The sequence below is a fragment of the Candidatus Zixiibacteriota bacterium genome, assembly GCA_034003725.1.
Classification (GTDB): Bacteria; Zixibacteria; MSB-5A5; order GN15; family FEB-12; genus WJMS01.
In genome coordinates, this window is record JAVEYB010000002.1 from 392,641 (window position 1) to 411,593 (window position 18,953).

At 57.8% G+C, this 18,953-nt stretch carries 19 protein-coding genes; 5 read left to right on the forward strand and 14 right to left on the reverse strand.

Features of this window, described 5'->3' with window-relative positions:
- Positions 1 to 16: 16 nt before the first annotated feature.
- Genes RBT76_04515 through RBT76_04525 form a run of 3 tightly spaced genes read right to left on the reverse strand, consistent with a single transcriptional unit; the run spans position 17 to position 2,325 of the window.
- Positions 17 to 535: a ferritin family protein gene (locus RBT76_04515; GenBank protein ID MDX9857027.1), complete on the reverse strand. Its 519-nt coding sequence runs from the start codon at positions 533 to 535 to the stop codon at positions 17 to 19.
- Positions 536 to 574: 39 nt separating this feature from the next.
- Entirely contained in the window at positions 575 to 1,372 is a 798-nt protein-coding gene (locus tag RBT76_04520) for an ABC transporter permease subunit (protein ID MDX9857028.1), read from the reverse strand.
- A complete protein-coding gene (locus tag RBT76_04525; GenBank protein ID MDX9857029.1) occupies positions 1,369 to 2,325 on the reverse strand; it encodes an ABC transporter ATP-binding protein in 957 nt (318 codons plus the stop codon). Before RBT76_04525 ends, RBT76_04520 begins: the two co-directional genes overlap by 4 nt.
- A gap of 178 nt (positions 2,326 to 2,503) precedes the next feature.
- Between RBT76_04525 and RBT76_04530 the strand changes: the two genes are divergently transcribed.
- From RBT76_04530 to RBT76_04540, 3 genes are all read left to right on the forward strand, one after another.
- Positions 2,504 to 3,226 (forward strand): DUF1573 domain-containing protein, encoded by a 723-nt coding sequence (locus RBT76_04530; protein MDX9857030.1) that lies wholly within the window; start codon positions 2,504 to 2,506, stop codon positions 3,224 to 3,226.
- Positions 3,227 to 3,292: 66 nt separating this feature from the next.
- On the forward strand, positions 3,293 to 3,493 hold the full coding sequence (locus RBT76_04535; GenBank protein MDX9857031.1) for a hypothetical protein: 201 nt from the start codon (positions 3,293 to 3,295) through the stop codon (positions 3,491 to 3,493).
- A gap of 96 nt (positions 3,494 to 3,589) precedes the next feature.
- Positions 3,590 to 4,045, forward strand: a complete 456-nt coding sequence (locus RBT76_04540) for a hypothetical protein (protein ID MDX9857032.1) — start codon at positions 3,590 to 3,592, stop codon at positions 4,043 to 4,045.
- Between the two features lie 67 nt (positions 4,046 to 4,112).
- On the opposite strand, the gene RBT76_04545 is transcribed toward RBT76_04540, so the two are convergent.
- From RBT76_04545 to cobO, 11 genes are all read right to left on the reverse strand, one after another.
- On the reverse strand, positions 4,113 to 5,552 hold the full coding sequence (locus tag RBT76_04545) for a GWxTD domain-containing protein (GenBank protein MDX9857033.1): 1,440 nt from the start codon (positions 5,550 to 5,552) through the stop codon (positions 4,113 to 4,115).
- Between the two features lie 7 nt (positions 5,553 to 5,559).
- Positions 5,560 to 6,906, reverse strand: a complete 1,347-nt coding sequence (locus RBT76_04550; GenBank protein ID MDX9857034.1) for a GWxTD domain-containing protein — start codon at positions 6,904 to 6,906, stop codon at positions 5,560 to 5,562.
- Positions 6,907 to 7,003: 97 nt separating this feature from the next.
- On the reverse strand, positions 7,004 to 8,254 hold the full coding sequence (locus tag RBT76_04555) for an ABC transporter permease (protein MDX9857035.1): 1,251 nt from the start codon (positions 8,252 to 8,254) through the stop codon (positions 7,004 to 7,006).
- Between the two features lie 5 nt (positions 8,255 to 8,259).
- A complete protein-coding gene (locus RBT76_04560) occupies positions 8,260 to 9,471 on the reverse strand; it encodes an ABC transporter permease (GenBank protein ID MDX9857036.1) in 1,212 nt (403 codons plus the stop codon).
- Between the two features lie 12 nt (positions 9,472 to 9,483).
- Positions 9,484 to 10,191: an ABC transporter ATP-binding protein gene (locus RBT76_04565; GenBank protein ID MDX9857037.1), complete on the reverse strand. Its 708-nt coding sequence runs from the start codon at positions 10,189 to 10,191 to the stop codon at positions 9,484 to 9,486.
- Between the two features lie 2 nt (positions 10,192 to 10,193).
- Positions 10,194 to 11,495 carry an efflux RND transporter periplasmic adaptor subunit gene (locus RBT76_04570; protein MDX9857038.1) on the reverse strand — a complete coding sequence of 434 codons (1,302 nt, stop codon included), beginning with the start codon at positions 11,493 to 11,495 and terminating at the stop codon, positions 10,194 to 10,196.
- 24 nt (positions 11,496 to 11,519) lie between these two features.
- Positions 11,520 to 12,839 carry a TolC family protein gene (locus RBT76_04575; protein MDX9857039.1) on the reverse strand — a complete coding sequence of 440 codons (1,320 nt, stop codon included), beginning with the start codon at positions 12,837 to 12,839 and terminating at the stop codon, positions 11,520 to 11,522.
- Positions 12,840 to 12,864: 25 nt separating this feature from the next.
- Positions 12,865 to 13,575, reverse strand: a complete 711-nt coding sequence (locus tag RBT76_04580) for a YIP1 family protein (GenBank protein MDX9857040.1) — start codon at positions 13,573 to 13,575, stop codon at positions 12,865 to 12,867.
- A 168-nt stretch (positions 13,576 to 13,743) separates the two neighbouring features.
- Positions 13,744 to 15,759, reverse strand: coding sequence for a sodium-translocating pyrophosphatase (locus RBT76_04585; protein ID MDX9857041.1), 2,016 nt, complete (start codon positions 15,757 to 15,759; stop codon positions 13,744 to 13,746).
- A gap of 193 nt (positions 15,760 to 15,952) precedes the next feature.
- A complete protein-coding gene (gene trxB / locus RBT76_04590) occupies positions 15,953 to 16,909 on the reverse strand; it encodes a thioredoxin-disulfide reductase (GenBank protein ID MDX9857042.1) in 957 nt (318 codons plus the stop codon).
- 104 nt (positions 16,910 to 17,013) lie between these two features.
- The gene (gene cobO / locus RBT76_04595) at positions 17,014 to 17,553 is read right to left on the reverse strand and encodes a cob(I)yrinic acid a,c-diamide adenosyltransferase (protein MDX9857043.1); all 540 of its coding nucleotides are present in this window, start codon (positions 17,551 to 17,553) and stop codon (positions 17,014 to 17,016) included.
- Between the two features lie 267 nt (positions 17,554 to 17,820).
- Between cobO and RBT76_04600 the strand changes: the two genes are divergently transcribed.
- Both RBT76_04600 and dcd read left to right on the forward strand, forming a co-directional pair.
- Positions 17,821 to 18,261, forward strand: coding sequence for an Rrf2 family transcriptional regulator (locus tag RBT76_04600; GenBank protein MDX9857044.1), 441 nt, complete (start codon positions 17,821 to 17,823; stop codon positions 18,259 to 18,261).
- 99 nt (positions 18,262 to 18,360) lie between these two features.
- Positions 18,361 to 18,915: a dCTP deaminase gene (dcd, locus tag RBT76_04605; protein MDX9857045.1), complete on the forward strand. Its 555-nt coding sequence runs from the start codon at positions 18,361 to 18,363 to the stop codon at positions 18,913 to 18,915.
- Positions 18,916 to 18,953 lie beyond the last annotated feature (38 nt).

Sequence of the window (18,953 nt, forward strand, 5' to 3'; positions counted from 1 at the left end):
CGGCTGAGGGAACGATCTAACCGTCCTGCTTGCGAAACCAGCCGGCCGGGTCTTTGACGAACCGAATACAGGACTCGAGCAGTTCGGCGTGACGTTCTTCTTCGCGAATGAGCCAGCGGTAGAACTCCCGTATCGCCGGTTTGTCCGCGTTCTCCGCCTGCTCGGCGTAAAACGCCTCGGCCCCGTTTTCGAACTGCAAAGCCGTCTGGTATGCTTCGAGATCCGATGCGTCCGGTGACAGTGACGCTCTCAGGCGGTCAAGCTGCTGCCGGAGCGATTCAAATCGTTCGTCGGTGGCTGCATCATCAACTACCGGCGGTACGGCGTCGGCGGAGTCAACGAGGGACTGATAAAACTGCTCGATATGCTCGATGTGCTTGTCTTCCTCAGACGCCAGAAACTGAAAGGTCCGGCGAGGGAGCTGCCCCTCACATCGCATGGCAGCCTCGGAGAAGAACTGCTTCCCTTCGTGTTCGAGCCGCAGCGCGATGCGCAGCGGCTCCAGAATTCCGCTGTCAGATGGCTCTTTGCTCATCGAATTGAGTACCCTTCCCGAATGTCGTTTTTCCTTCGACTAATAATCCTTGCGGCGGAATGCCCATACCGACAGCCCGTACATCGCAACGGCAAACAACAGCGAACTCCACAACGGCAGCCAGTCCGGGACCGGCCTGCCTACCGCCAGGGCCACAAAGAGATCGCCGTTCTCGGAGTGTTTGGGCAGTATGTAATAGCAGATGTCGAGCGCTATCTCGACGAACTTGTTGTCCACCAGGCGAACGAGGTATTCCCTCAGGTGCAGACCGTACTGCGCGAGCCAGAGCGCAAAGGTGGTCGTGACTGCCAGCGCAAAGGAGCCCGAAACAGTTCCCACGAATCCCGTAATGGACAGCCATACGAACAGGGCTATCAGCGCCTCCAAAACGATGAAAAAGACTCGCGCCTGAAAAATGCCGTACAGCGCGGCAATGAGCCCCATGACCAGCACGCCGGCGACCGCGACGAGTCCGCCGTACACCGACCAGACACTAAACAGCTTTCCGAGCAACAGGCGGCTTCGAGAGATCGGCTTGGACATGTAGAACTCCGCCCTGCCCCGGCTTAACATGCTCGGGATCAGGCCGGCGGTGCCGAGCACGGAGAAAAACACGAGAATGCTCAGGAATCCCGACGTCCACCCGACCAGAATCTGGTTTGCCATGGTGCCAAACGCCTGCTGCACCTCGGGCGGCGCCTCCTGCATTCGCATCTGCTCGACCCAGCCTTTCAGGCCGACGATCGCCAGGACGGCCAGGCCGGTCACGATGATGAACAGCCAGAAGAGCTTTCGTTCCTTCATCTCGACAATCGTATCGCGGATCATACCGTTCATTGCGCCCCTCCTCCCGACTGCACGCCGCCGGGCGTGGCCTGATCCTGCACCAGCTCGATAAACGACTGTTCCAGCGACAGCCGCACGGGCTTGATCGCGTAGATATTGATACGGCGCTGTCGAAGCATGTCGATGATGTGCGTGATTCCCTCGCGACTTTTCACTTCTACCCGCATGCCGGTGGCCGTTACCGCGATCTGCTTGCCGATCTCCTCGGGGATGTCCAGGAACCGGTCACCGATATCCGCTTCGATTTCATACTCGAGCTGACGACTGGTCAGGCTGCTGACCGAATCGATCCGTCGGACCCGGCCCCGGGAGAGGATGGCGACGCGATCGGCAACCGATTCCACTTCCGAGAGCATATGGGAATTCAGCAGCACCGATTTACCCTGTTCGCGCACCCGCTGGAGCACCTGGCGGATTTCTATCTTGCCGACCGGGTCAACACCGTCGGTAGGTTCATCCAGACACACCAGATCGGGGTCGTTGATCAGGGCTTGCGCCAGGCCGATCCGTTGAGCCATCCCTTTCGAGTACTTTCGGATTTTCGTGTCGGCCCACTTGTCCATGCCGACCAGCTTGAGCAACTCGTCGGCACGTCTGGCAATGTCCGATTGCGCCATACCGCACATCCGTCCGGCGAGCTGCATCAGTCCCATGCCCGTCAAATGGCTCGGGAAACGGTGGTTTTCCGGCAGGTAACCGATCTTCTCTCGGGATTCGGCGTTCGACGGCGGCAACCCCATAATCAGAACCTCTCCCGAGGTCTGCCGGGTAATGCCGAGCAGCACTTTCATGAGGGTGGTTTTTCCGGCGCCGTTTGGACCCAGCAATCCGAAAATCTCGCCCTGGTCAATCGACAGACTCACCTCGTTCAAGGCGGTGATATTGCCTCGGCGAAGACCGGTATGGTAGATCTTGACAACGTTGTCAAGGCTGACAATATTCATGTGGTTTCGTGTACCCCTGTAGTCCCTTTTCGGCGTCCCGAACCAGATTGCTTAATTAAGAGCCGCCGGCGTATGGACACAAGCAAAAAGACCGTCGGCCCGGTTGACTAATCGCTGCGGAGATAATAAGTTATAAATTCCTGGAACATAATCCGAACTATCGGTTATATTAGAAAAGATGAAACCCCTGTTCTATCTGCTGGTGAGTCTGGTCGCCGCAGTCTCCGCCGTAATGGCTGAGCCTGCACTGGAAGTGAGTTTCGAGGAGTACGATTTCGGAACGGTTATCGGCCGGGCGACCGTGTACCACGATTTCTGGTTCAAATCGGTAGGAACCGATACGGTGCGAATTGACGACATCAAGATGGGATGTGATTGCGCCATGCTGCCCCTGTCCACAAGCAAGCTGGCCCCGGGGGACAGCATGGCGATGCGGTTCACGTGGACAACCGAACGGGCGCAGGGGCTCGACCGGCGCTTTCCACGGATTTTCACCAACGTCTCCCCCGATCCCTACCGTCTGCGTTATTATGCGATGTGCGTGACCGAGCCCGACTCGGCGACCCCTGTATCGATTAAGCCGTATCGATTCGAATTCGCACAAATCGCCGGAGTGAAGCGAGACTCCCTCACTTTCACCATAACGAACAAAAGCGACCTCGGGTATGCTATCCACCTGGTGAGCCCGGCGACCGAACACCTCGAAGTGACCTTCCCCGATACGCTCGCACCGAATGCGTCGGTGACGGGCCATGTTCGGGTTTCGCCGGCGTCGGTCGATCAGAATTTCGAGGAGACGCTCACGTTCCAGTTCGACAGCAGGGGCGTTGATCCCGCGCGCTTTTCGATCCCGGTCCGTCAGCGCCTGCTGGGCTCTGCGGGAGCATCAAGTTCACGGTAGCAACGAAGTGACGATATAAAACAGGTAAACGAAACAGCACCCAATACAAGGGAGACTGCGAGCCCTATGCGGATACTTCTCGCGATCACAGGAGCGTTACTGCTGCTTTTTGCAGCCGGGTCGCTGACGGCAGCGCCTCGTCTCGAGATACCCGAAAACACGTTCAATTTCGGGTATGTGCCGCAGAACGCCACGATCAGCCACGACTTCTGGTTGTATTCGACCGGCGATGATACGCTGCGGATTCTCAGAATAGTCCCCGGCTGAGGGTGCACCAAGGCGCCACTTGAAAGAGAGGCACTTGCTGTCGGTGACAGCACTCGGTTAGAGATTATTTTCGACACGAAGCGGTATCGCAGCCGGATGGAAAAGGCCCCTCGCATTCAGACGAATGAAGGGCCGCCGGACAAGACCGTGCGGATTATTTCCACGATCATCGACCGTCCGGATTCCACCTACCCGGTCATCGTGAAGCCGTATAAGCTCGATCTGTCGCAGTTCGGTGAGACCGTGCGGGACGAAGTGAAGTTTACGATCAGCAATGTCTCGGAAGAAGATCTGCAGGTTTCGCTGATCGCTGCGAAGAAGGACTATTTCACGGTCAACCTGCCCAAGGTCGTCAAGGCCGGGCAGACGGCCGAAGGAACGCTCCGGCTGACGGAGCAGGGAGCGAAGATCTCGTTCGAGAAGTCGTTGACGTTCCAGGTCTCGGATATGGCCGGTTCGCGCTTTACGGTCCCGGTGAAACGCACCATGCGGACCCCCGGTCTGCAGGCCACGCCGGCAAAAGGCTACGGAGATCAGGGGCAGGGACACTGACCGTCGAGATGGATTGATTTCGGGCCGCCTGTGCAGCACGGGCGGCCTTTTTTATTCTGATTCGAGATCAGATGTCGTGGTTGATCTCGATAAACGCGCCTTCTTTCAGGCGGCTGTCCCAGATCTGGTTGAAGATCTCACCGTCGGCGTTGGAATGGACGAGCTCGAAATCACTGTAACCGTGCTGGTCTTCGAACACAAACGCGAGCCCTTCCCGGATATTGCGGTAGAACCAGACCAGGTAGGGGTAGCCGACCACCGGCGCAAAGCGGGAGACAGTCTCGCTGGGCTCGCCGTAGCGGATGTAGATACGGCCGCGGTCGGACAACCATCCGTTGTCACGCATCTCATTGGTGGAGAACCGATCATTGGCGTAGTGGAAGCGCCGGATCAACTCCAGTCGAGCCTCGTTTGCGGTCGTGGCCGGTGTTTCGTCGCGGTCGCGCCAATACTGGCGAAGATAGTTCTCTTTGCCGCTGTCGCTGAGAGACTCGAGCGTCAGGCGCTGGTCCGGCGTCAGCTCGTATTTCACTAGGTTGAGCTTTTGCGACAGGGAGAGGCTGTCGTACGGATCGGGTGACGACGCTCTCGACGCGATTATTGTGGCAACTTCGGAGGTCGACATGATTCGGAACGGCAGCGTGAGTGTATCGGCTCGCTGTGAGGCCGGATCGGTCGCGGCCAGCTCAAGTGAATAGAACCCTGTCCGCCAGCCAGTGATATCGAATGATTGGGCCACGACCGCGGTCGGCCCGGGCTTTGATCGGGAAATAGTGCCCAGTTCGCGGACGGCGACGCCGGAGCTGTCCAGTACGCGAAATTGCACCCGATAGCGGTCCTGCGGCGCGTCGGCCATCGTCAGGTTGTATAACTCCGCGTAAACAAACAGGGCGGTATCTCGCGCATCGACCAACCCGACCGGGTTGGTCAACACTTCAAGGCCGTTTTTCAACATCCGTCGATTGACGCCGGGCAGGGTCGTATCGGCGGGCCGAATGCGGTACGCCAGCCTGCCGCCTCCGAGCGCCAGTGCGGCGGGGGCCGGTTCCACAACCACGCGATCGTAAAAGACGGAATTCGACCGTTTACTGACGGCATCTATCACCGTGAGGCGGGCCGTATAGACACCCGGTTTAACCGGGAGGCTTAGTTCGTTCATCAGCTTGATGTCGCCGTTCACGGTATCGTCGGGATTGGCAACCCTGACAGAGAAGTATGTGTTGGTGGAATCGATGTCGAATCCGTCGAGGTTGATCAGGTTCACCTGCGCGAATATCCGCGCATACCAGTCGGGGGATGTGCTGTCCGGTCGGTAAAACTGAAACTCGCTCCGATTCAAGGTGAAGGGAAACTCGACAAGAGCCACGGTGTCGAAGGCGGGATTGTTACTCACGGCCAGCCCGGCCTGGATAGACAACTCCCCCCGCCCCGCCGCGGACGAAACGGCCCCGCAGTAAAGCACTCCAAGAGCCATTATCAGATTCCACGTGCTGTAACGACTGCGCATACGCACCTCAGAACTCCGGGCGGAAGCCCAGACCATCATACGGAAAGACCAGACGGTAATCTCCGTCGAAGTTTTCATCGATAAACGTGAAACGCCGGTAGAGCGCTTCTACGCGATAATAGTGCCAGATCTGGTACGGCGGGTAATTGGGCGACATCGGCACGTCGTCGATCTGGTCCGGTTCGCCGCGCTGAATATAGATCCGGCCGCGGTCTGTCCGCCATCCCTCCCGACGCATCGCCTCGAAATGTCGGTTGGCATAGGCGACCCGGCGATTGAACTCGCGCTGCCACTCATTCTCCAGCGTGCCCGGCGTGGGGTCGTTTTTGGCCCAGAATTCGTCATATGCCTTTTGCCGCTCGTCGGGAGTCGTTGCCGATTTTATGGCGTCAAGCTCGCCGCCGGAGGTGATCAGTTCAAGCTGCTGAATGGCCGTCTTGGCGTCGTGTTGTATCAGGGTCCCTTCATCCCAGTGGACGTAGAACTCGGCCCGCGTGTCATCGAGGTACTTGTCCCTCCGCCCGAGGAGTTTTATCTCCAGCGCATAGGGACCGGGCTTGAACTGGGCAAGAGAGATTTCGCGCAACTGCCGCTTCACCGGCGCATCGAGTTCTGCGGTCAAGGTGTCGCGGTACACCATGTCGTCCAGCCGATCGTGACGGATTCTCGTCTCCACGACGACTTTGTCCCACTCGTCGGTCCCCTTGTAGATCTCCAGGTAATAGAGCAGCTTGTCATCGGTGTCACTGCCGTAATCACGGGAGACGGACGGCACGACGCGAAGGTTGGTACCGCGATCGAACAGATTCTCATCATCATTCTGCGCCGTTACCGAGTGCGCGAACAGCACGTTGGAAAGTCGGGGCGCCGCATAGTCGTATTGACGGAGTTTCACCTCGAACTGCGCCCGGCTCTCGCCGTCGCCGTTTGGATCCGAGAGGTAGCAACTCACCCGGTAGGTGCCCGGAAGAAGATCGAAACTGGTGAGGCTGGTCCGGAAGTCAATCAACGAACGCGTTTTCTGTTCATTCGGAACGGAAATAGTCCGCTCCCGCTGCCACCGGCCGACCTGCACCCGGTTTTCGTTCTCTACGGTGATCAGCAGGCGGTAGTCCGCAACGTACCGTCCTTCCGTTTCTTTGTAGCTGAACCCGAAATTGTAGATTTTATAATAGACTTCGAGACGGATGCTGTCGCTTGACGGGGATCGGAAGGTGGAGTGGTCAACCTCCATCACCAGATTGCCCTTTTTCTGGCTCACCTGCGGCGCGATTGATTCCTGCGCCGGCATCTTGCAGCCGCCGGACAATCCCGCCGCGAACAGCGCAAGTACTGTAATGACAACGTGTTTCATCGCATTCTTTGTAACGGCCCGACCGCAGAGCCGGTTCCAATAATAGACGACGTATAGCCGGGGACAATATAAAAGAAAATGGCGGTTCGTGAGGGCGTTATTCGTAGCGAAGCGCCTCGATTGGATCGAGCCAGGCCGCCTTGACGGCCGGGTATACGCCGGATGCCAGTCCGACCGAAACCGCCACGACAAATCCTACCACGATCCAGAAAACCGATACGGCGAGTGGAAAGCCGAAGAGTGCGTTGATCAATACACCCAGCAGGACCCCAAGCACGATTCCCACCAGTCCCCCCGCGCCGGAGAGCGTCATCGCCTCCGTGAGAAACTGCAGGATAATGTTCGATCGTTTGGCGCCAATTGCCTTGCGAACGCCAATCTCGCGGGTGCGCTCCGTGACCGAAACGAGCATGATATTCATCACCCCGATACCGCCGACCATCAACCCGACAGAGGTGATGATCAAACCGGCAAGATAGATGTACTTCGTGATGTTTTCGATCTGCTCTTTAAACTGCTCTTGTGTCGACAGATGGAAGTTATTCTCTTCGCCGAACGGCACCTTTCGGTACTGCCGAAGGACCGAGGTGATTTCCTCCATCGCCTGGTCGATCAATTCATACGTCGATGCGCGAACGTCGAGACCGAGTTCCTCTTCCCACGGGTGCAGTTTGGCAAACGTCGACAAGGGGATAATGATAACCTGGTTCTCGAAGCCGCCGCCGAAATTCGATTCCTGCCGTTCGAGGACGCCGATGACTTCGAACCGGTTGCCGTTAACGCGGATTTCGTTACCGACTGCCGGTGAATCCTCAAACAGCGTGCGGGCGACATCGTGTCCCAGCACTGCGACCATCAGGCGAAACTGCTCGTCCACATCGCTGAGAAACCGGCCATGGGCCACGTTTCGGTCGCGCACCTGTACGTAATCCGGCCACGTGCCCATGAGATTGGGATTCTGCGCCTGCTTGTTGCCGAATTTGGCGATATTGCCGCCGGGTTTGAAGTAGTAATTCTGCGGCGCCACACCGTCGACCGACGGACAGCTCTCCATGATGATCCGGGCTTCGCCGACCGTCATGGGCTTGCGATTGCGTTCTTCATCGGTGAGATCTTCGAAGTCCGTATCCGGCGCCCATTTCGAGACGCGTATGATATTCGAGCCGCGTCGGTCAACCTCTGCTTTTGCGGCTCCGTCGAGTCCATTAATGACCGACGCCATCCCGATAACAGCGGCCACGCCCACCATCACACCGACAATGGTCATGATCGATCGGAAGAGATTTGAGCGAAGCGAATCAAGCGCCATCAGTATCGCGTCGCGGATTTCAACCCAGGTAATCAGCATACGGATTACTCGTAGCTCAGCGCTTTCACGGGATCGAGCCGCGACGCTTTCATTGCCGGGTAGATGCCGAAAATCAGCCCCGTGCCGGTGGAAATGAACAGCCCGGCGCAAATAGCAAGCGTCGAGGGAGAAATCTGCATGTCGATCATCGCCACCAGCGATTTGGCGATAATGAACCCGAGAATGATCCCAATCACGCCTCCCGTCATCGTTAGAAGCAGGGCCTCGTACAGAAACTGCAGCAGGATATGGCTTCGGCGCGCTCCCAGAGAGCGTCGAATGCCGATCTCCCGTCGTCGCTCGGTAACCGAGACCATCATGATGTTCATCACGACGATCCCGCCAACAACAAGCGAAATAGATGAAATGCCGATCAGCGACATTCGGAAAATCGCCGTCAGCTGGTTGAAGATGTCCAGCGCGCTCTCGGCCGTCAGCATATCGAAATCATCGGGCTGATCGTACGGTACGTTGCGTCGCGTACGCAGCACCATGCGAACCTCGTCCATCGTGTATTCGAGGTTCTCCACCGAATTGGCTTTGACCACGAGATTCAGCCCTCGCTGGCGCGGGCCGTACTGCCCATAAAACGTCGAGAGTGGGATGATAACCCACTTGTCCTGGCTTTCACCGAATGCCGACCCCTGGGCCTTGGCCACACCGATAACGGTGTACTTTATGCCGTCGATCTTGATATCCTTCCCGAGCGGGTCAACACCCGAAAAGAACTCCTCGCGTACGTCGTCGCCGATAAATGCGACCCGTCGACGGTAGAAGTCGTCTTCCGACGAATGGAACCTGCCCTGCGCGACGCTGAAGTCAACGATATCGATGAAGTTGTGAGTTCCGCCCATAATCCCGACATCGCGCATGCGGGCCGAGCCGTATTTCAGCTCGCTGCTCGAATATGTTCGGGGTGAAACCTTGTCGCACGTCGCGCACTGCGCGACGATCGCCTCGTAATCGTCCATTTCGATCGGCTTGCGCTTGATCTTGTCCATGAATTCTTCGTGCGACGTCGCAATCATGAGCGTCCCGACCATGAATGTCGAAGGTCCGAGAGAATTGAGCTCCTCTTCGATCGCACCGGTCATTCCCTCGAGCGCCGACATGATAGTCATAACCGACGTTACGCCGAAAATGATGCCGAGCAGCGTCAGCCCCGACCGCAGCTTGTTCGAGATCAGGGCCTCGTACGCGATCCGTAAAATGGACAAACCGACCATCGGTTAATGAACTCCACTGCGTTCAGACTGAGCAATGCGCTCGTCGCTGGCAATCACCCCGTCGCGGATAGACAGGACCCGGTGAGCATGGCGAGCGATCTCCGCCTCGTGCGTGACGAGGATGATGGTGTTCCCCTGCGAATGCAGGTGATCGAATACGCGCATGATCTCCTCGGAGGTCTTGCTGTCGAGGTTGCCGGTGGGCTCGTCGGCGAGGATCAAGGACGGATCGTTGACGAGCGCCCGGGCGATGGCAACACGCTGGCGCTGACCGCCCGACAATTCACTGGGCTTGTGCATCATGCGGTCGGCAAGGTCCACCCGCGTCAATGCCTGTTTTGCCCTCTCGATTCTGCCCGCGGACCCGGTGCCGTTGTAGATGAGCGGCAGTTCGACATTGTGCAGGGCGGTCGCGCGCGGCAGCAGATTGAAGGTCTGGAATACGAATCCGATCTCGCGGTTTCGTATCGCCGCCAGCTCGTTATCGTCCATCTCGGAGACCTTTTTGCCGTTGAGGACGTATTCGCCGCTCGTCGGTGTATCGAGGCAACCAATCAGGTTCATCAAGGTCGATTTGCCCGATCCCGACGGTCCCATGATTGCCACGTACTCGCCCTTGTCTATCTCGATGGAGACGCCACGGAGCGCGTGCACTTTCTCCGAGCCCATCTGGTAGGTCTTCCACAAGTCATGTGTTCTGATGAGACTCATGTTTACATTTCTCCGCCGGGCATGTCTTTTTCCGCGATAACGAGATCACCGTCTTTCACCGTCCTGAGCACGCTGTAGGGACCGGCGACAACGGAATCGCCCGGGGTCAGGCCATCGGTCACTTCGATATGACGCTGGTCGGCAATCCCGGTCTCGACCGGAACGAACCGCGCCCTGCCCTCACGGATGACGAATACTCCTTTAAGGTCCTTGCGTTCCTCGGCCCGGCTCGTATCGGCGGCGCTGTCGATACTCTCTGCGGCGTGGACGGCGTGGGTTGATTCGTCGCCCTCGGACGCCTGCCGTCTCGCGGCTTCAAGAGAGTCCAGGCTGAGCGAACGCATGACAATCGACGAGAATGGTACGCTTGCGACCTCTTTGCGCTCGGCCGTCGTGATGTCGACGGTAGCTGACATACCCGGACGCACTTTGGCCTGCGACTCCTCGAAAATGACCTTTACCCGGAAGTTGGTCGACTGGTCGGAGCTGCCGGTCATCGCGGTGATCGCGGTGTTGCCGATTTCCACGACCTGGCCGATGAAGCTCGTATCCGGAAAGGCGTCCACTTCGATTTTCGCACTCTGGCTGAGATCGACTTTCGCGATCTCGGTTTCGTCGACTTCCACCTCGACCTCGAATACATCGAGGTTCGAGATCGTCATGAGCGTCTTGCCGGCGGTGAAGGCGGTCTGCGCCGCAGCGATCTCGCCGACTTCCACGTCCAGAAACGTAATCACGCCCGACATCGGCGCGGTGATCTTACACTTGCTCAGATTGTCGAGCTGCTTTTCGTACATGGATTCGGCCTGCATGGCGCTTGCAAGGAAGGCCTCATGCGACGCTTTTGCGTTCTGGTACGCGTACATCGCGTTTTTGTAGGCGGTTTCCGACGTCAGACCGGCCTCGAACAGACGCTGCTGTCGCCGGTATTCCTCGTCGGCCTGCGCCAGCGACGCCTTGGCGCCATCGAGGCGGGCATTGATTTCGTTGACCGAATACCGCGCCTGGTTGACGTCCGACTTCACCTGCACCGTATCGAGCACGACCAGCAGCTGGCCGCGTTCCACCCGGTCGCCCTCGCGAACTTTCAGCGCAATAATCTCATTGGTTATCTGCGCGGTGATGTCGACTTTGGTCTGCGGCTGAATGCGCCCCGACGCCGACACGATCTCAACAAGGTCGCGGTTCGTCACCTCGGCGGCCCGCACCCTGGTACCGCTCTCACCGGAGTTGGTGAAATTGAGTATTACCAGCACCAGGACGACAACCACCGCGACGATGATGAGGATTGTCTTCTTCTTCATTCTATCCGTCCCTTTTGCCCCAGCTTACCGTTTGCCGAGAGCGGCTTCGAGCCGCGATACCGCGAGGTTGAGGTCGAATTCCGCCTGAATGAGCCCCACCTGCGCGGTTTTCAACGACACCTGCGCATCGAGCAGATCCAGGATCGTGGCCGCTCCCAGGTTGTATTTCTCCTGCGTGATTTTCAGATCTTCTTCGGCCGCCGCCACATTTTCCTGCGACACCGACTGCTGCTGCTTGAGCTGCTCGATATCGAGGTAGGCGGTCTTGATGTTGGTCACGGTCGCGTTGCGGGTGTCCGCCAGGTCGGCGCGAGCGTTGTTGCGCGAGACCTTCGCCGTCGTCAATGTCCGCTCGCGAAGGAAGCCGTCGAAGATGTTGAGCCGGACCCCGAAGCCGTAGGTGAGTGAATTCGACGAGTAGTCGAAGGCGACGGGAAACGCCTGCGTTCCGTTGAACTTCTGGTAGTCGGCAAACAGGCCGACCGTCGGCAGGTACGCGGCCCAGGCGGATTTGACGTCTGCACTCGCGGCCGCAAGTGACTTCTCAGTGGAGCGGAGCGTCGGATTATTCTCCAGTCCGAAAGCAATTGCCTCATCGAGGCTGCCGGAATACTCGCGCACCGAATAGTCCGACGAAAAAGCGTGGTCCTTGAGGGGGTCGAGCCCGATCGTATAGGACAGATCCGCCCGCGCGTTGGTGACGCCGTTCTCGGCGCGAAGGAGGCCCAGGCGGTCATTGCCGTACTGCACCTTTTGCTTGAGCACGTCGGACAGCGACGCCGAGCCGAGATCAAACCGCGATTGGATCAGCTTCAGTTGTTCTTCCGCGCGCTTCACCGCTTCCTTTTGCACGTCGAGGTTTTCCTCGGAGGCGAGGTACGCGTAATACGCGATCTTGACCGCGAGAATCATGTCCTGTTCGGACGCCATGACGTCGAGCTTCGAGCGCTGATGGTCCGCCCGCGCCGCAGCGTAGTTGAACCAGCTGGAAACATCGAACAACGCCATATCGCCGGAGATAGACCAGCGCTTGCTCGGGCCGATGTCCTGCTCGTCGATCACTTCACCGCCGATGGTATCGGCCGGTTCGATATTCGTCTCTTTGCCCTTGGAGTAGTTGTAGGACGCGCTGACCGAGGGCAAGAACGCCCCGAGCGCATTTAACTTGCCGGCCGCCGCCACCTGCTCGGCGCCACGGGCCCGAATGATGGCGGCCCGGTTGGCAAGCGCGAGGGTGATGCAGTCGTCCAGCGTCAAAGCTGCCTGCTGCGCCCATGCCGAACCACTTCCTGTCAGTACCAGCAGGGCCAATGAAACAATAGAGATGAGGGCTTTTGTTGACATTCACGATACTCCTAATGAGGTATGCTCAGCTGAGCGCTTTCTGAATTGCCACCGACACGATATTGAGCAGCGGCATCAGCCCGACTGATAGGACCGCCACGAGGTATCCTTTGTTGCGGGAAAACCCATATATTACTGACAATCCGATCCCGACAACGATTAATTCCCATATCTGAAAAACACTGATTTTGGACAGCGCCACGTACACGATGTCGTCGACCGGCCGATTGGGCACCAGTGCGGCCAGCGACAGGGACGCTTTGATGCTGCCTTTCGCCACCGCCATTAAGGACTGAATGACGCCGCCCACCATATATACCCAGAACCCGTAGAGCATGACGGACAGAATCTGAGAAAACTTCGCGCTCCCACCAAACACGAAATTCCCCCAGAACATGGCGATCGCCGCCGTGACCAGCGGCAATAGCGCGAAAAAGGCCACGCCGACATACATCCACGGTTTCATTTGCTCGGCAGGCGGTACCATCTCCGGACGGACATTGGGGCGATTCAGGAGCGCTTCTCGCTGCAGCTCAACCATGAAATCGGCCACGAGATACACGGTGAGGGTGGTCGCCAGAATGGCCAGTATCCACGGGATCAGCACGCGCGGATGGTTTTTGATGTGTGCGAAAAACTCGGATGGTTTGTAGAAGACTTCCCAGAGGCCGCGAAGCGACAAACCGGACGGGGCCGCCGCCGGGGCCGCCGGCTCTGCCATCATCGATTGTTCCATCGTTCTCTCTCCCTTATGGGTTGACTAAACGTAAGTTGCGAGCAAAAGTTTCACGGCGAGCTGTTGAAAGAGTCTTCTAAGGTACTATCGTGCGACCGGTATATTCAAATGAAAAAGCGGGCCGGCGGATGCACCGTCCCGCTTTTGTCTGTGTGTCCGATTCGCCGTTTATGCGAACAGAGCCGCACCAACCACGAGCGAAACGATAGCCATTAGCTTGATCAGGATGTTCATGGCCGGTCCGGAGGTGTCCTTGAACGGATCGCCGACCGTATCGCCGACCACCGCCGCCTTGTGGGCGTCGGAACCCTTGCCGCCGTGCGCCCCGGCCTCGATATACTTCTTGGCGTTGTCCCAGGCTCCGCCGGCATTCGCCATCATGAGAGCCATCATAACGCCCGACATCGTGGCCCCGGCCAGCATGCCGCCCAGGCCCGTCTTGCCCAGCACATAGCCGACAATAATCGGGGCCAGCACCGCCGAAAGACCGGGAGCTATCATCTGGCGCAATGCGCCGCGTGTCGCGATATCAACACAACGACCCGTATCCGGCTTGGCTTTGCCTTCCATCAATCCCTTGATTTCCCGGAACTGCCGGCGCACCTCTTCGACCATGGCGCCGGCGGCCTTGCCGACTGCGGTCATGGTCAGGGCCGCAACCAGGAAGGGAAGCACGCCGCCGATGAAGAAACCGATGACGACGTTGGGTTCGAGGATATTGATCGTCTCAAGTTGCACCGCCGACGCATACGCTGAGAACAGAGCCAGAGCGGTCAGCGCGGCTGAACCGATCGCGAAGCCTTTTCCAATCGCGGCGGTCGTGTTTCCGAGGGAATCCAACCGGTCGGTGATCGCGCGTACTTCCTTGCCGAGTCCGGCCATTTCCGAGATACCACCGGCATTGTCCGCAATCGGACCGTAGGCGTCAACCGACATAGTCACGCCGATAGTCGCCAGCATGCCGACACCGGCGATACCGATCCCGTACAGTCCGGCGAAGTGGAAGCCGGTGTAAATGGCAATTGCAATCACGATCACCGGCAGGAGCACCGACTCCATACCGACGGCCAGACCGCCGATGATATTGGTCGCGGCGCCTGTCTCCGAGGCTTTGGCGATATTGCGAATCGGTTTCGCCGACGTATAGTATTCCGTCAACAGTCCAAGCACGATCCCCGCCAGGTTGCCGGCGAGAATCGCCCAGAAAATGTTGTTCGACAGATCAAAGTTCGTGATGATGAAGTACGATGCGATCAGCATGATGACCGCGCCGACATAGGTTACCAGACGGAGCGTCGCGGCCGGATTCATCTTCGCAAACAGGTGAACCGAGAACACGCCCAGCATCGATGCAATCGCGCCAAACGTCACGATCAGCAGCGGCAGGGCCATAAACAGGCCGCGCTTTTCATCGGTGACCATTTCGGTGGGATCCAGTCCCAGATTGGCAGCTGTCGCGGTCGCGCCGATAGCGATGGTCGCGATGACTGAACCCACGTACGACTCGAACAGGTCCGCGCCCATGCCGGCCGTATCACCGACATTGTCACCGACGTTATCCGCAATCACCGCCGGATTGCGCGGGTCGTCCTCCGGAATCCCGGCCTCGACCTTGCCGACAAGGTCAGCGCCGACATCGGCAGCCTTGGTGTAAATGCCGCCGCCGACACGCGCAAAGAGCGCGATCGACGACGCGCCCATGGCAAAGCCGTTGATCACCGCAGAGTGGGCGGGGTTATCCCCGAAGAAGTAGTAGACGATACCGACACCGATCAGTCCGAGCGAGGCAACCGTCATTCCCATCACAGCGCCGCCCGAAAAGGCGACCGAAAGTGCCGCCGGCTGGCCTTTGTCCTTAGCCGCGGCGGTTGTCCGGACGTTGGCCCGAGTAGCGGCCTGCATACCGATGAACCCGGCCAGCATGGAGCACGCCGCTCCGCCGAGGAACGCCAGTCCGTCCTGCCATCCAATCTTCCATGCCATGAGGGCAAAGACGACAACGATGAATACCACCAGGATGCTGTATTCCCTCTTGAGGAACACCATTGCGCCATGGTGAATCTGGTCAGCGATTTCACGCATCTGGTCGGTGCCCGCTGGACGTCCCTTAATCCACGCGAACAAACCGAGCGTCACAATGATCCCGACCACACCTATTCCAGCTGACAATAGGCCCCAGTTCATTGACCGCGACTCCTGTTAAAGTTATAAGCGTTAAGCAATTACAATTCTCCGCTCCCAAACAATGGGTGCCAATATACGCCTCCCAACTTTAATAGGCAAGTGAAATTTGTCACTATTATGGACATGCTTCACCACAATCAAAAAGGCCCCGGACAAACCGGGGCCGGATGTTTAGTACTTGCCAAGCAAGAGCTTACTTCACGCGCTGAGCGTGCTTGTCTTCCAGCTCCTCGATGTATTTCTCAGCTGCCACTGCAGCAACTGTACCATCACCGACCGCATTCGTCACCTGGCGGACAAACTGCTGCCGGACATCCCCCACGGCAAATATCCCCGGGACATTTGTCTGCATTTTGTAGTCTGTGATGATATACCCGTCCTTGTCGACCGTGAGCTTTTCCCGAACGTAGCCGGTGTTGGGATGGAACCCGATATACGGGAAGACAGCTCCGCATTTGACTTCAGAATGCGCACCGGTTTTGACGTTTTTCACTGTCAGGTGTGTCACCTGCCTGTCGCTGCCATGAATGGACTCGACCACGGTGTCCCACATGAACTCCATTTTGGGATTATCGAACGCCCGTTGCTGGATGATCTTCTGGGCGCGTAGCTGGTCGCGACGATGGATGACGATTACCCTGGACGCGAATTTCGTAAGAAACGCGCCCTCTTCCACAGCAGCATCGCCGCCTCCGACGACCGCAATCACCTGGTTTTTGAAGAAAGCGCCGTCGCAGATGGCGCAATATGAGACTCCCCGTCCCGCGTACTCCCTTTCGCCGGGGACGCCGAGATAGACCGGAGCGCCGCCGGTCGCAAGGATGACGGCCCTGGCACGGTAGATCGTTCCGGAGGCGCAACGCGCCACCCGGTCCTCGCCCTCGACATACACCTCTTCGACCTCCTCCATGGCAATCTCCAGCCCGAATTTGACCGCATGGTCGCGGAATTTCTGGCCCAGCTCGGCTCCCTGAATATGCTCGAATCCGAGGTAGTCTTCGACTTCGCCGGTGACGGCGATCTGTCCCCCGGGGAGGTATTTTTCGAGGCAGATTACTTTTCGACGGGCCCGGGCCGCGTACAGGCCGGCGCACAGTCCGCCGGGGCCGGCCCCCACAATCACGATGTCATAATGCTTCTCGTCAGCCATCTCCGTGCTTCCTTCTGTCTCTCTCACCGATGTTGTCACGTTATGTACGGTCGTTCCAAAGATCGCTCCCTGATGGGCCAAGGCAAGCGATAATCACCAACTACCTACCAGTCGATCCCCTTTTGCGCCAGGATACCCTGCTGATAGGGGTGTTTGATTTCGGTCATTTCGGTGACCAGATCGGCCTTCTCGATAAGCCAATCGGCCGCGTTCCGTCCGGTAATGACGAGGTGCTGCTTATCGGACCGGGCTTCCAGAATCGCCCGGACGTCTTCGTCGGTCACCAGCCCGAGATCAAGGGCGACATTGAGTTCATCGAGGACAATCAGCTGATATGATCCGGCGCGCAGCTTCTCCAGGGCCAGGGCAACGCCTTTGCCGGCAGCGTCCTGGTGCTCCTCGATCGGCTTGTCATCATCGACGATACCGACAAAACCGGTTCCAATCACGTGCAGTTCGACATTTGGCTCAAGTCGCTTAATGCCTTTCAGTTCGCCGTATTTCCAGGATCCCTTGATGAACTGTATGACACATATCCTCCAGTCGTACCCGACAGCCCGAACGCACATACCGAGCGCCGCTGTCGTCTTCCCCTTGCCGTCCCCGGTGTAAACGACCAGCAGGCCTTTTGAATCCTGTTTCATGAGCGGTGTCCTCATTTTGTTGTATCAGCGTATCACAATAGTACTAAATGCACGGGCGGCGCAAAAGTTCACATGACGCCGCAACGGAAAACAAGAATTTACAAGAAATTAGAGTATAAGAAACATCATTTTTATTGACTTTTCGGTCTATGTTTAGTAGTATTCTGCCGAAGCAAAGACTTAAAGGTAGATGTTGTTCCGATTCCGGGCGCATTCTCTACCTCGTGCCTGTAAGAGTGTCACATCTGCGAGGCGCAGGAGGGTGTTATGCAGTTCACGAAAGCCGAAGAGTACGGCATGTTTGGCGTGCTGTATCTTGCCGAACAGGACACCAACAAGGTAGTCCCGCTCTCCGAGATATCAGAGGCCCAGAACATTCCGGAGAAGTTCCTGGCCAAGATCTTCCAGTCTCTGTCCAAGTCGGGTATCATTCGGTCCCACCGGGGCGTGCGCGGCGGTTTCACGCTCGCTCGTGATCCCCGTGACATTTCGGTGAAGGACGTTCTTGAGACCATTCAGGGCCCCTACCACCTGATGAAGTGCACCGAAGATCAGCGCAATTGCGGCGACAATAAGGGGGACGAATTCTGTGCGCTGCGGGAACTGATTCTGGAGGCGGAGCGACGTCTGGTCGAGGTCTTCGAACAGCATACGCTGGCAGACCTCGTTGCATGGCAGAGAGCCAAGGCCGTACCTCAGGAAGTGTAAGGCGAAGCGCTGTCCGGTAGCACGGATATTTCGTTTGCGTTCTCGTCTCAAAAGACTATCTTCGTGGTCTGGCATTGCACCGTTGGAGGAGCAAACGACATGTCCGTCAAATCGGATCGGTGGATCATCGACACCGCCGAAAAACACGCGCTGATCGACCCGTTCTCCCGCGACCAGGTCCGGGCGGGCATCAGTTTCGGCGTGTCGTCGTATGGTTATGACTTCAGCCTCTCCAACGAGTTCAAGATCTTCCGCCCGGAGGCGGCTGCGGAAATCGACCCCAAGCAGGACTCCTCGAAGCTTTTCGAGGACGTCACCGCCGACTCGGTCCTGGTACCGGCGAACTCCTTCATCCTCGCCCGATCCCGGGAGTATTTCAAGATTCCCCGGAACATCCTCGTACTCTGTCAGGGGAAATCGACGTACGCCCGCTGCGGTTTGATCGTCAACGTCACCCCGTTTGAACCCGAATGGGAGGGGTACGCCACCGTATCGCTGGGCAACACCGCTCCGCGGCCCATTCGCGTGTACGCCAACGAGGGGATCGGGCAGATCATATTTCTCGAAGCTGACGAAATGTGTCGAGTCTCGTATAGAGACAAGAAAGGAAAGTATCAGGGGCAGAAGAGGATTACCCTGTCCAAATCCGGCTAATATTGCCGATACAGGCAGAGAAACAGAAGGACTCAACT